Origin of the sequence: Burkholderia sp. COPS, from assembly GCF_019425585.1 — a bacterium.
In the GTDB taxonomy this organism is placed as follows: Bacteria; Pseudomonadota; Gammaproteobacteria; order Burkholderiales; family Burkholderiaceae; genus Burkholderia; species Burkholderia cepacia.
This window is the reverse complement of the sequence record NZ_WIXR01000041.1, coordinates 15836-28661: the sequence shown is the minus strand read 5'-3', so window position 1 is coordinate 28661 and position 12826 is coordinate 15836. Positions and strand designations below refer to the sequence as shown.

13 protein-coding genes are annotated in these 12826 nt (G+C 66.5%); 5 read left to right on the top strand and 8 right to left on the bottom strand.

All coding sequences use genetic code 11. The features are described 5' to 3' along the window. The first annotated feature begins 6 nt into the window (after positions 1–6). Genes folK through panB form a run of 3 tightly spaced genes read left to right on the top strand, consistent with a single transcriptional unit; the run spans position 7 to position 2092 of the window. On the top strand, positions 7–549 hold the full coding sequence (folK, locus tag FOZ70_RS29095; protein ID WP_043189526.1) for a 2-amino-4-hydroxy-6-hydroxymethyldihydropteridine diphosphokinase: 543 nt from the start codon (positions 7–9) through the stop codon (positions 547–549). Then, positions 546–1232 carry a deoxynucleoside kinase gene (locus tag FOZ70_RS29090; protein WP_027788310.1) on the top strand — a complete coding sequence of 229 codons (687 nt, stop codon included), beginning with the start codon at positions 546–548 and terminating at the stop codon, positions 1230–1232. The genes folK and FOZ70_RS29090 overlap by 4 nt, the downstream gene beginning before the upstream one ends. Before the next feature lie 44 nt (positions 1233–1276). Further along, positions 1277–2092 carry a 3-methyl-2-oxobutanoate hydroxymethyltransferase gene (panB, locus tag FOZ70_RS29085; RefSeq protein WP_059649551.1) on the top strand — a complete coding sequence of 272 codons (816 nt, stop codon included), beginning with the start codon at positions 1277–1279 and terminating at the stop codon, positions 2090–2092. A gap of 114 nt (positions 2093–2206) precedes the next feature. Here panB and FOZ70_RS29080 read toward each other — a convergent pair whose 3' ends face one another. From FOZ70_RS29080 to grpE, 5 genes are all read right to left on the bottom strand, one after another. Further along, positions 2207–4153 carry a bifunctional anthranilate synthase component I family protein/class IV aminotransferase gene (locus tag FOZ70_RS29080; RefSeq protein WP_219707379.1) on the bottom strand — a complete coding sequence of 649 codons (1947 nt, stop codon included), beginning with the start codon at positions 4151–4153 and terminating at the stop codon, positions 2207–2209. A 13-nt stretch (positions 4154–4166) separates the two neighbouring features. Then, positions 4167–5303 (bottom strand): molecular chaperone DnaJ, encoded by a 1137-nt coding sequence (gene dnaJ / locus FOZ70_RS29075; protein ID WP_021162212.1) that lies wholly within the window; start codon positions 5301–5303, stop codon positions 4167–4169. Between the two features lie 267 nt (positions 5304–5570). After that, positions 5571–7523 carry a molecular chaperone DnaK gene (gene dnaK / locus FOZ70_RS29070; protein WP_219707378.1) on the bottom strand — a complete coding sequence of 651 codons (1953 nt, stop codon included), beginning with the start codon at positions 7521–7523 and terminating at the stop codon, positions 5571–5573. A 147-nt stretch (positions 7524–7670) separates the two neighbouring features. Beyond that, entirely contained in the window at positions 7671–8081 is a 411-nt protein-coding gene (locus FOZ70_RS29065; protein ID WP_059528987.1) for a thioredoxin family protein, read from the bottom strand. Positions 8082–8091: 10 nt separating this feature from the next. Beyond that, the gene (grpE, locus tag FOZ70_RS29060) at positions 8092–8637 is read right to left on the bottom strand and encodes a nucleotide exchange factor GrpE (RefSeq protein WP_021162215.1); all 546 of its coding nucleotides are present in this window, start codon (positions 8635–8637) and stop codon (positions 8092–8094) included. A 356-nt stretch (positions 8638–8993) separates the two neighbouring features. Here grpE and FOZ70_RS29055 point away from each other — a divergent pair, with 356 nt between their 5' ends. Continuing rightward, entirely contained in the window at positions 8994–9155 is a 162-nt protein-coding gene (locus FOZ70_RS29055; protein WP_006476841.1) for a hypothetical protein, read from the top strand. Here FOZ70_RS29055 and FOZ70_RS29050 read toward each other — a convergent pair. From FOZ70_RS29050 to hrcA, 3 genes are all read right to left on the bottom strand, one after another. Next, the gene (locus FOZ70_RS29050) at positions 9127–9534 is read right to left on the bottom strand and encodes an RNA-binding S4 domain-containing protein (protein WP_060222570.1); all 408 of its coding nucleotides are present in this window, start codon (positions 9532–9534) and stop codon (positions 9127–9129) included. The genes FOZ70_RS29055 and FOZ70_RS29050 overlap by 29 nt on opposite strands. Then, positions 9531–10604 (bottom strand): ferrochelatase, encoded by a 1074-nt coding sequence (gene hemH, locus FOZ70_RS29045; protein WP_021162217.1) that lies wholly within the window; start codon positions 10602–10604, stop codon positions 9531–9533. Before hemH ends, FOZ70_RS29050 begins: the two co-directional genes overlap by 4 nt. 147 nt (positions 10605–10751) lie before the next feature. After that, complete coding sequence (gene hrcA / locus FOZ70_RS29040; RefSeq protein ID WP_021162218.1) at positions 10752–11774, bottom strand: heat-inducible transcriptional repressor HrcA; 1023 nt, start codon at positions 11772–11774, stop codon at positions 10752–10754. A gap of 131 nt (positions 11775–11905) precedes the next feature. On the opposite strand from hrcA, the gene FOZ70_RS29035 reads away from it, so the two are divergent. Continuing rightward, entirely contained in the window at positions 11906–12808 is a 903-nt protein-coding gene (locus FOZ70_RS29035; RefSeq protein WP_027788318.1) for an NAD kinase, read from the top strand. The last annotated feature ends 18 nt before the right edge of the window (positions 12809–12826 follow it).

Below are 12826 nucleotides of genomic sequence, written 5' to 3'. Positions count from 1 at the left end.
GATGCCATGACGGTTGCATATATCGGACTGGGGGCGAATCTCGGCGATGCGCGCCAGACCCTGAAGGACGCGGTGGTGTGCCTCGCGCAGCAGCGCACCATCTCGATCCTCGGCAAATCGAGCCTGTATCGCACGGCGCCCTTCGAAGCGGGCGGCGACGACTACTACAACTGCGTCGTCAAGCTCGACACGACGCTGTCGGCGCGCGAGCTGCTCGCGCTCTGCCAGAAGATCGAACATCACTTCGGCCGCGAGCGCCCGTATCGCAACGCGCCGCGCACGCTCGACCTCGACATCCTGCTGTTCGGCGCCGACTCGATCGACGAACCCGACCTGATCGTCCCGCACCCGCGCCTCACCGATCGCGCGTTCGCGCTCGTGCCGCTCGTGGAGATCGAGCCCGCACTCGACATTCCCGCGCGCGGCCGTGCCGATGCCTTCCTCGCCGCCGTCGCGGATCAGCGTGTCGAGAAGGTGCAGACCTGCCAGTGCCTGATGCAGAAGGCGCTCGCCGCCAGCGAAGACGCCGACAAGAACCGCTGCCGATGACCCCGACACCCCTCACCGTCACTGCGCCCGACCTGCGCGCCCCGCACCGCTATCTCGTGATCGAAGGCCCGATCGGCGTCGGCAAGACGACGCTCGCGCGCCTGCTCGCCGAACGCTGGTCGATGCAGACGCTGCTCGAGCGCCCGCAGGACAACCCGTTCCTCGAACGCTTCTATCGCGATACCGCGCGCTACGCGCTGCCTGTGCAGCTGTCGTTCGCGCTGCAGCGTGCGCAGCAGGCACGCGAGCTGATCGGTGCGCTCGAAACGGGCCGCCCGGTCATCGCCGATTTCATGCCGCAGAAAAACGACATCTTCGCGCGGCTGAACCTGCCGGAAGACGAGTGGCAGCTCTACCGTTCGGTCGCGACGCACGTGGACGTGCCGCAGGCGCCGTCGCCCGACCTCGTCGTCTACCTGCAGGCGAGCCCCGAAGTGCTGTTCTCGCGCATCCAGAAGCGCGGGCTGCCGATGGAGCTGCAGATCAGCGACGCGTACCTGCGCTCGCTCGTCGACGCGTACAACGAATTCTTCTACCACTACGACCGCACGCCGGTACTGACGGTCGCCGCGGAACACCTGAACCCGCAGGATTCCCCCGAAGATCTCGCCCTGCTGGTCGAGCGCATCGAGACGATGCGCGGCCGCAAGGAATTCTTCGTCAAGGGCGAAACGACGCGCTGACGCGTCCTCGCCTGTCGTTCCTTACCATCCGAACCGGATTTCCCATGACCTATCTCCAGGAATCGAGCCGGCCTGCCGTCACGGTGCCCAAGCTGCAGGCAATGCGCGCCGCCGGCGAGAAGATCGCGATGCTCACCTGCTACGACGCGAGCTTTGCCGCCCTGCTCGACCGTTCGGGCGTCGACGTGCTGCTGATCGGCGATTCGCTCGGCAACGTGCTGCAGGGCCACACGACCACGCTGCCCGTGTCGCTCGACGACATCGCGTATCACACCGCCTGTGTCGCCCGCGCGCAGCCGCGCGCGCTGGTCGTCGCCGATCTGCCGTTCGGCACGTACGGCACGCCGGCCGAGGCGTTCGCGAGTGCCGTCAAGCTGATGCGTGCCGGTGCGCAGATGGTCAAGCTCGAGGGCGGCGAATGGCTCGCCGAGACGATCCGCTTCCTCGTCGAGCGCGCGGTGCCCGTATGCGCGCACGTGGGCCTCACGCCGCAATCGGTGCACGCGTTCGGCGGCTTCAAGGTGCAAGGCAAGACCGAAGCCGGGGCCGCCCAGTTGCTGCGCGACGCGCGCGCGATCGAGGATGCGGGCGCGCAGCTCGTCGTGCTCGAAGCCGTGCCGACGCTCGTCGCCTCCGAAGTCACGCACATGCTCAAGGTTCCGACGATCGGCATCGGCGCGGGCGTCGACTGCTCGGGCCAGGTGCTCGTGCTGCACGACATGCTCGGCGTGTTCCCCGGCAAGCGGCCGCGCTTCGTGAAGGACTTCATGCAGGGCCAGCCGAACATCCAGGCGGCCGTCGAAGCGTATGTGCACGCGGTGAAGGAGGGTTCGTTCCCTGGGGCGGAACATTCGTTCTGACGTCCGTGGCGGGGCCTGCGACGCGTGCGCCGGCGCCCCGATGTAAAAAAGCGCGGCGCCCTTTGCGGGGCGCCGCGCTTTTTCTTTCACACGCTGCCGATTGCCGGCTGCCGGTTACTTCAGTACCGCGTCGAGCGCGCCGCGCAGCGCGTTGGTCAGCAGCAGCGCCTCCGCACGCGCAAGATCGTCGCGGGTCACGACCCGCTCCGTCGCGCCGAACACACGATCGTCGAGCAACACGCCACGCATCACCCCCGGCAACAGGCCGGATTCGAGCGGCGGCGTTACCCACTGGCCTTCAAGCTTCACGAACAGGTTCGAGCGCCCGCCTTCCGTCACCTCGCCGCGTTCGTTAACGAACAGCATGTCGAAGCACCCGAGCGCCTCCGCCGCCTGCCACGCGCGATCGTATTCGGCGCGGCGCGTCGTCTTGTGCAGCAGCAGTGCATCGCTCGCGCGGGTCGGCGCGAAACCGTGCGCGGACGCCAGCAACACGCCGACCGGCCCCGCCGGCAGCGGCTTGAGCGGTGCCGCGACGATCTCGATCGTGCCGTCCTTCGCGAGCGCGAGCTTCATCCGGTAGATGTCGTCGCCGTCGAGCGCCGCGCAGCGCGCGTCGATCTCGCGGCGTAGCGCCTCGCGGTCGAAGCGGAAGCCGAACGCATCCGCGCTACGCTGCAGCCGCGCGAGATGGCGATCGAGGTGCTGGATGCCGTCCGCACGCGTGGCAGCGGTCGTTTCGAACAGCTGGAAGCCGGGATCGGCATCCGTCAGGAATCGTGCTTTCAATTCGCACTCCGCATATTCGTCGGCCGCGACACTGTCGAGCACGATGCCCGCGCCGACCCCCATCGTGCCACGGCGCCGGCCGGCGATTGGCGTCGCCGGACTGCGTGCTTCGGCACCGGTCGCACCTTCGCGGTCAGCGCCTTCGTCCGCCGTACCTTCACCGGTAGCATCAAGCGTCAGCGTCCGGATCGCGACCGACAGGCAAAAATCGCCACAACCGGCCGGGCGCTCACCCGGCACGTCGGAATCGGCACCTTGCTTCGCGGCGTCGAGCCAGCCGATCGCGCCCGTATAGAGGCCGCGCGGTGTCGACTCGATCGCATCGATCAACTGCATCGTCTTGTACTTCGGCGCGCCCGTGATCGATCCGCACGGAAACAACGCACGCAGCATCTGCGCGAACGTCGTCCCTTCGCGCCAGCCGGCCTCGACCGTCGACGTCATCTGCCACACCGACGCATACGGCTCGACGGAGAACAGCGCCGGCACACGAACCGTCCCGGTGCGTGCGATCCGCGATATGTCGTTGCGCAGCAGGTCGACGATCATCACGTTTTCCGCGCGGTTCTTAGGATCGTTCGCGAGGAACGCGGCCGCCGCCGCATCGTCGCGAGGGTCGGCCGAACGCGGCGCGGTGCCCTTCATCGGCCGCGCGCGCAGCACGTCGCCGTGCTTCTCGACGAACAGCTCGGGCGAACACGACACGACCCACGCACCGTCGGGCAACGCGACCAGCGCGCCGTAGCGCACCGACTGGCGCGCACGCAGCCGCCGGTACAGCGCGAGCGGCGTGCCGAACACGTCGAAGTTCAGCCGGTACGTGTAGTTGACCTGATACGAATCGCCCGCGCGCAGCGCGTCGTGCACCGCGGCGATCGCCGCATCGAACGCATCGCGCGACACGCTCTTCGCGACGTGCGCGACACCCGCGATCGACGGCGCGTCGCTGCCGCCGTCCTGCTGCGCGAGCCACGCATCGACTTCGTCGCGCGACAGGCGTTCGCAGCGCGCGTACAGCAAAAAGCGCAGCGGGGCATGGCCCGGCTGCGCCCGTTGCAGGTTGCGTCCGAATTCGTAATCGCCGACGACGACCGCATGCAGCCCGTCGCGCAGGTCCTGCGCCACCGCCGCATCGACTGCGTCGAGCCGCGCCGGATCCGTGCACACGCGTTCGCGCACGAATCCCGAATACAAACGACTCGACCGCGCGGACGCGGTCGAGTCGCAATCGTCCAAGAGCGCGAACGACGCGCTCTCGTTGCCTTCAGTCATGCTGTTACTCGAGTTACTCGAAGAAGCTCTTCACACGGTCGAACCAGCTCTTGCTCTGCGGGCTGTGACGCGCACCGCCCTCGGCCAGCGACTTCTCGAACTGCTTGAGCAGGTCGCGCTGGTTGTCGGTCAGCTTCACGGGCGTCTCGACCTGCACGTGCACGTACAGATCGCCCGCGATGCTCGAACGCAGCCCCTTGATGCCCTTGCCGCGCAGCCGGAACGTCTTGCCCGACTGCGTGCCTTCCGGCACCGGGAACGATGCACGGCCGGCCAGCGTCGGCACCTCGATCTCGCCGCCGAGCGCGGCGGTCGTGAACGGGATCGGCATCTGGCAGTGGAGATCGTCGCCGTCGCGCTCGAACACCGAGTGCGGCTTGATGTGGATCTCGACGTACAGGTCGCCCGGCGGCCCGCCGTTGATGCCCGGCTCGCCGTTGCCGGCCGAGCGGATGCGCATCCCGTCGTCGATCCCGGCCGGGATCTTCACTTCGAGCGTCTTGGTTTCCTTCACCTTGCCCGACCCGTGGCAATGCACGCACGGCTCGGGGATGTAGGTGCCCGTGCCGTGGCACTTCGGGCAGGTCTGCTGGATGCTGAAGAAGCCCTGCGACATGCGCACCGTGCCCTGGCCATGACAGGTCGGGCAGGTTTCCGGCTTCGTGCCGGGCTTCGCACCCGACCCGTGGCAGACCTCGCACGACACCCAGCTCGGCACGCGGATCTGCGTGTCGTAGCCGTGTGCGGCCTGCTCGAGCGTGATTTCCATGCTGTAGCGCAGGTCGGCACCGCGATACACCTGCGGGCCGCCACGGCCGCCGCGCGCGGCGCCGCCCGCGGCCTGGCCGAAGATGTCGCCGAAGATGTCGCCGAACGCATCCGCGAAGCCGCCGAAACCCTGTGCGCCCGCACCGCCCATGTTCGGATCGACGCCCGCATGGCCGTACTGGTCGTACGCGGCCCGCTTCTGGCTGTCCGAGAGCATTTCGTAGGCTTCCTTCACCTCCTTGAAATGCTCTTCCGCATCCTTGTTGTCCGGATTGCGGTCAGGGTGATACTTCATCGCAAGCTTGCGATATGCCTTCTTGATTTCGTCGTCGCTCGCATTCTTCGCGACGCCCAGAACCTCGTAGTAATCCCGTTTCGCCATATCGATTCACTGTGCCGCCACGCATCGCGCACGCGGCGGCTCCTTTCGCCCGCAGTAAAGTCTCTCGACTCGTCTGGCGCTGCGCCCGTCCGCGGACGGCTCGTGCAGCACCCGCCAAAAAACAAATGTGCCCGGAGGGCCGCAAAGCCCGCCAGGCGTGGAGTCGATCCGGCCATCCGGAAGGAAAGACAGACCGCTTGTCAGCCAGCCCGTCAGCCGCGCCGCGCGCGTGTTGCGCGCGCGGCGTGCGGCACCGGGCAACCCGGCTTAGTCCTTCTTCACTTCCTTGAACTCGGCGTCGACGACATCGTCGGCAGCCTGTTGCGCGCCGCCCGCGTGGGGCGCACCTTCCGCTGCACCCGCTGCGCCGGCCGCACCCGCTTGCTGGGCCTGCATGTCGGCGTACATCTTTTCGCCGAGCTTCTGCGAAACCTTGCCGAGTTCCTCGACCTTCGCGTCGATCGCAGCCTTGTCGGCCGACGTGTCCTTCAGCACTTCCTCGAGCGACTTCAGCGACGCTTCGATCGCTTCCTTCTCGCCCGCGTCCAGCTTGTCGCCGTACTCGGTCAGCGCCTTCTTCGTGCTGTGGACCAGCGCATCGCCCTGGTTGCGCGAATCGGCCAGCTCGCGCAGCTTGTGATCTTCCGCTGCGTTCGCTTCCGCGTCCTTGATCATCTGGTCGATTTCAGCCTCGGACAGACCCGAGTTCGCCTTGATCGTGATCTTGTTTTCCTTGCCGGTCGCCTTGTCCTTCGCGCCGACGTGCAGGATGCCGTTCGCGTCGATGTCGAAGGTCACTTCGATCTGCGGCACGCCACGCGGTGCGGGCGGGATGCCTTCGAGGTTGAACTCGCCGAGCAGCTTGTTGCCGGCTGCCATTTCGCGTTCGCCCTGGAACACCTTGATCGTCACGGCGCCCTGGTTGTCGTCCGCCGTCGAATACACTTGCGCGTGCTTCGTCGGGATCGTCGTGTTCTTGCTGATCATCTTCGTCATCACGCCGCCGAGCGTCTCGATACCGAGCGACAGCGGGGTCACGTCGAGCAGCAGCACGTCCTTGCGGTCGCCCGACAGGACCTGGCCCTGGATCGCCGCGCCAACCGCGACGGCTTCGTCCGGGTTCACGTCACGGCGCGGATCCTTGCCGAAGAACTCCTTCACCTTCTCCATGACCTTCGGCATGCGCGTCTGGCCGCCGACCAGGATCACGTCGTCGATGTCCGACACCTTGACGCCTGCGTCCTTGATCGCGATGCGGCACGGTTCGATCGTGCGCTCGACGAGGTCTTCCACCAGCGCTTCCAGCTTCGCGCGGGTGATCTTCAGGTTCAAGTGCTTCGGGCCCGACGCGTCCGCCGTGATGTACGGCAGGTTGATTTCGGTCTGCTGGCTCGACGACAGCTCGATCTTCGCCTTTTCAGCGGCTTCCTTCAGGCGCTGCAGCGCGAGCACGTCCTTCGACAGGTCGACGCCCTGCTCCTTCTTGAACTCGCCGATGATGTAATCGATGATGCGCTGGTCGAAGTCTTCGCCGCCGAGGAACGTGTCGCCGTTAGTCGACAGCACTTCGAACTGCATTTCGCCGTCGACGTCCGCGATCTCGATGATCGACACGTCGAACGTACCGCCGCCGAGGTCATACACGGCGATCTTGCGGTCGCCCTTCTCGGCCTTGTCGAGGCCGAACGCGAGCGCGGCTGCGGTCGGCTCGTTGATGATCCGCTTGACTTCGAGGCCCGCGATGCGGCCGGCATCCTTGGTTGCCTGGCGCTGGCTGTCGTTGAAGTACGCCGGCACCGTGATCACGGCTTCCGTGACCGGCTCGCCGAGGTAGTCTTCGGCCGTCTTCTTCATCTTGCGCAGCACTTCCGCCGAAACCTGCGGCGGCGCGAGCTTTTCGCCGTGCGCCTCGACCCATGCATCGCCGTTGTCGGCCTTGATGATGCTGTAAGGCATCAGGCCGATGTCCTTCTGGACTTCCTTCTCTTCGAAGCGGCGGCCGATCAAGCGCTTCACTGCGAACAGCGTGTTCTTCGGGTTGGTCACCGATTGACGCTTGGCCGGCGCGCCGACGAGCACTTCGTTGTCGTCCATGTAGGCGATGATCGACGGCGTGGTGCGCGTGCCTTCCGAGTTCTCGATGACCTTGACCTGGTTGCCTTCCATGATGGCGACGCACGAGTTCGTGGTGCCGAGGTCAATACCGATGATCTTTCCCATTTTTCCTAATCTCCAGAAATGCTTGTTTGCTGCGCAAAACCCCGCGTTTTGGGGCGGTTTCGCGCGCCAGAATTCAACTCTGTTCCCGAAATGCGTCCGGCCGGTCCGTTTTCAAGACCCGCCGAGCGATGCGGATATTAAATTTTTTCAATCGCCGCCGGCTAGGGGATCGCTACCCGCCGCCGCGATTTTCGCGCGTGCCGCCGACACGGCCGCCTGGAACTGCGCGAGGCCATGCCAGCCCGTCGCGCGGCCGAGCCGCTTGCCGCGGTGGAAGAAGAACCACGTCGGCACGCCGTGCAGCCCGAAGCGGCGCCCCAGCTGGTGGTGTTCGTACACGTTGCAATGGAACCACTTCAAGCCCAGCGCGCGGATGGCGTCGGGCTGGGCGAGCATCGCCTTTTTCGCGATCTCGCAGTTGAAGCAGTCGACGCCCCAGAAGAACACCACCGCAAGCGCGTCCCCCGCGCCGTCGATCGCCGCGTCGAACGTACCGGCGTCCAGCGCCTGCATGTCGAATGCGTCAAATGCGGCCGGATCGACGCCGGCGGGCACCATCGCGACGCCCTTACTTCGGCTGCGCGACGGTGACGAGCGCCGGACGCAGCACGCGGTCGGCGATCGTGTAGCCCTTCTGCAGCACCGTGACGACGGTGTTCGGCTCCTGCTCGGCCGGCACCATCGAAATTGCCTGGTGCTGGTGCGGATCGAACTTCTCGCCGACCGGGTTGATCGCGACGACGCGGCCCTTCTCGAGTGCGCTCGTCAGCTGGCGCAGCGTCAGCTCGACGCCTTCGCGCACCTTCGCGATATCGCCGGACGTATCGTTGACGGCCGCTTCCAGGCTGTCCAGCACGGGCAGCAGGTGCTCCGCGAAGCTCTCGATCGCGAACTTGTGCGCCTTCGAGACGTCGTCCTGCGCGCGGCGGCGGACGTTCTCGGTCTCGGCCTTCGCCCGCAGGTAGCTCTCCTGCAGCTCGGCGACCTTGGCTTGAGCCTCCGCGAGCGCCGCGTCGGCTGCTTCGGCGGCGGGAGCAGCGCCTTGCGCCGCCTGCTTCTCGCTGCCGGTATCTTCGGCCGATTGGGTAGACGGGTTCTCTTGCGTGTTTTCCATGTCGCTGAAAGTCGATTAGAGGTTGAAGCCAAATCGGCAACCGCCGGACCGTATACCCGGCGGCACCGCACATTGCTGGTGCAAATAAGGGTGAAAACTGCGATTTCAAGAGGGTTATTCGCCGGCATTCTCCAATGCCGCGAAACAACCGCGCGTCGCACCGGTGCATCGCCCGCATAGTCCGCCACGGCAGGCGAAACGGGCTGTAACAACGCTTACCTGGCAAGTACTAGCTTGGCACAGTCCCGCTGCACTACACTCCACTCAAGCGTCGGAAAAGCGTGTTTACCCTTAGCTGACCGACGCCTTACAACCACCACCTGGCGCCGTTTTCACCCCTTCTCGAGGGGAGTACCGTGAAACTGACCTTTGCGATATCGGTGGTCGCGCTGGTACTCATTGCCGGCACCACCACCATCTGCCTGTCGGGAGCCGTGACCGACCGCACGACCGAATACGGGAGCGCGCGGGCGACGTTCGACCAGATGTTCAGCTCCCACCAGAAAATCTGTCGATGATGCGCCGGTCACGCTTCGTCGGCCGGCCGTGCAATTCGGCCGCCGGCTCGCGATACGTGCGGCGCCGCTCCAGTTCGGCGAGCCGTGCGGCCCGCCCCGCTTCCGTTTCCTCGTAAAGCGTCTGCGCGATGCTCGCCGGCCCGCGCACGTCGCACACGCCGAGGACGGCAATGTGCCAGACGATGCCGTCGATCGCAATTTCGACCTCGTCGCCCACGCGCACTTCCTTCGCCGGCTTGACCGCAGCCCCGCCGATCTTCACGTGCCCCTTGTCGACCGCATCGGTCGCAAGCGAGCGCGTCTTGAAGAACCGGGCCGCCCACAGCCATTTGTCGATGCGCAGCTTCGCGCCCGGTTCGGTCGAAATCTTGTAGTTCATCGCACCTCACCCGCCGTTTCGGGCTGCGCGGCCTTGACCGGCCAGCCCTGCAGATTCTCGGCGACGATCTCGCCGAGCGCGCCGATCCACGCGGGCGCGCCGTTCAGGCACGGAATCCGGTGGAACGCCTTGCCGCCGCCGGCGAGGAACTCGTCGCGCACTTCCATGCCGATCTCCTCGATCGTCTCCAGGCAATCGGCCGTGAAACCGGGACAGAACACGTCGGCCCGCTGTACGCCGGCCTCGCCGAACTCGCGCAACGTCGGCGCGGTATAAGGCTGCAGCCATTCGGCCTTGCCGAAACGCGACTGGAACGTGACGCGGCACTCGGTCGTCGACAGCCCGAGCGCGGCCATCAGCAGCGCGCCCGTCTGCTGGCACTGGTCGTGATAGGGATCGCCGAGGTCGAGCGTGCGCTTCGGCACGCCGTGAAAGCTCAGCACGAGCTTGTCGCCGGCCGCGAAATCCGGCCGGCCGTGCTGCGCCCAATACTGGCGCACCTGCTCGGCCAGCGCGTGGATGTAGGCCGGATGGTCGGCGTAGTGCCGTATCGTGCGCACCTCCGGCTGGTTGCGCATGCGCGAGAGGGCATCGAATGCGGCGTCGAATGCGGTGGCCGTGGTCGACGCCGAGTATTGCGGATACATCGGCATCAGCAGCACGCGCTCGACGCCGGCGCGCTTGAACTGCGCGAGCGCGTGCGAGATGTTCGGACTGCCGTAGCGCATCGCGTAGTCGACCTGCACTTGATAACCGTTCGACGCGAGCAGGTGCCGCACGCCGTCGGTCTGGCGCACGGTATGCACGCGCAGCGGCGAGCCCTCGGGCATCCAGACGGCCGCGTATTTCTTCGCGGACGCGCGGCCGCGCAGCGGCAGGATCAGCGTGCGCAGCAGCACCTGCCAGACGGCCTGCGGAATCTCGACGACTCGCGGATCCGACAGGAATTCGGCCAGATAGCGCCGCACGGCACGCGGCGTGGGCGCATCGGGCGTGCCGAGATTGATCAGCAGCACACCGATGCGATGGGCGGCCGCGATACTCGAAGGCGGCTCAAGATCGAAACGCATGGGCAAGAACGTGCTCGGGGCACGGGACCGGACGGCTCTCAATTATAGCGGGCCGCCTCGCGCCGGTCGGCTGGCCGTTCGGCCGACTATCGGCGCACGCGGCGCCACGGCACGATGACGGGGCGGGATCGGGCTGGCGCTCGCAGGCTACTGCTGGCTCAGCGTGAGCGACAGCAGCCGCGCGGTGATGTCGACGATCGGGATCACGCGGTTGTACGCCATGCGGGTCGGGCCGATCACGCCGAGCGTGCCGACGATCTGCCCGTTCACCTCGTAAGGGGCGGTAACGACGCTCATTTCCTCGATCGGCACGAGTGTCGATTCGCCGCCGATGAAGATCTGCACGCCCTGGGCGTGGCTCGACACGTCGAGCAGTTGCAGGAGGCCCGTCTTTTGGTCGAATACGTCGAACAGCTTGCGCAGCCGGGCCATGTCGGACGACAGATCCGCCACCTCGAGCAGGTTGCGCTCGCCGGAAATCAGCACGGTGTCCTCGGTGTCGGGCACCTCGGTGCTGGCCGTCACGGCCGCATGCATCAGCGTGGTCATGTCGCCGCGCAACTGGTCGATCTCGTCGCGCAGGCGACGGCGCACCTCGTCGAACGACAGCCCGGCGAAATGCGCGTTGATGTAGTTGGACGCCTCGGTCAGTTGCGATGGCGAGTAGTCGCGCGGCGTCGCGAGCATCCGGTTCTGCACGTCGCCCTCGGGCGTCACGATGATCAGCAGGATGCGCTTGTCCGACAGGCGCATGAATTCGATCTGCTTGAACACGTGGCTGCGGCGCGGCGTCAGCACGACGCCCGCGAACTGCGACAGGTTCGACAGCACGCTCGCGGCGGCCGCCACGACGCGCTGCTGCGGCTCGCCGGCCTGCAGCGTGTTCTGCACCTGCCGCGCGACGGCCTCGGCGTCGATCGGCACCTCGACCGTCAGCATCGTGTCGACGAACAGCCGGTAGCCGCGCGGCGTCGGCACGCGGCCGGCCGACGTGTGCGGGCTCGACACGAGGCCGAGCTCCTCCAGGTCGGACATCACGTTGCGGATCGTCGCCGGGCTCAGCTCGAGCCCGGAGTAACGGGACAACGTGCGCGATCCGACTGGCTGACCGTCGGCGATATACCGTTCGATCAGGGTTTTCAGGAGGGTTCGTGCGCGAGGATCTAGCATGGTGGAAAATTTTAGCGCAACCGCGCGACCGCGGCGAGTGGCGTCGGCCACCGATGCGCGGGCCGACCCGATCCGGCCCCGTCGGCGCACAGCCGGTTCTTTTCGTCAACGAGCTATGGTGTAATGCCGGCATGAAAACCGGTAATCAGTTCAACACTGTCGCGCTCGTCGGCCGGAGCAACACGCCGAACATCGCCGAGCCGCTCGCCACGCTGGCCGCCTGCATCGCCAAGCGGGGCTTCGAGGTCGTCTTCGAAGCCGAGACCGCGCGCGAGATCGGCATCACCGGCTACCCGGCGCTGACCCCGGCCGAAATCGGGGCGCGCGCCGACGTGGCGGTCGTACTGGGCGGCGACGGGACGATGCTCGGCATCGGCCGTCAGCTCGCGCCGTACAAGACACCGCTGATCGGGATCAACCACGGGCGGCTCGGCTTCATCACCGATATCGCGGCGGCCGACATGCAGGCACTCGTCCCGGTGATCCTGTCGGGCAAGTTCGAGCGCGAGGAGCGCTCGCTGCTCGAGGCCCGGATCATGCGCGACGGCGAACCGATCTACCACGCGCTCGCGTTCAACGACGTCGTCGTGAACCGCAGCGGCTTCTCCGGGATGGTCGAGCTGCGCGCGTCGGTCGACGGCCGGTACATGTACAACCAGCGTTCGGACGGCCTGATCGTCGCCACGCCGACCGGCTCGACCGCTTACGCGCTGTCGTCGGCCGGCCCGATCCTCCATCCGCAGCTGCAGGGCATCGTGCTCGTGCCGATCGCGCCGCATGCGTTGTCGAACCGGCCGATCGTACTGCCCGACGATTCGAAGATCGCGATCCAGATCGTCGGCGGGCGCGACGTCAACGTGAACTTCGACATGCAGTCGTTCACGTCGCTCGAACTGAACGACACGATCGAGGTGCGCCGCTCGAAGCACACGGTGCCGTTCCTGCACCCGATCGGCTACAGCTACTACGCGACGCTGCGCAAGAAGCTGCACTGGAACGAACACGCCTCGAACGAAGACGACAAGGCGTCCTGACGCCGCTCCGCCCGACAC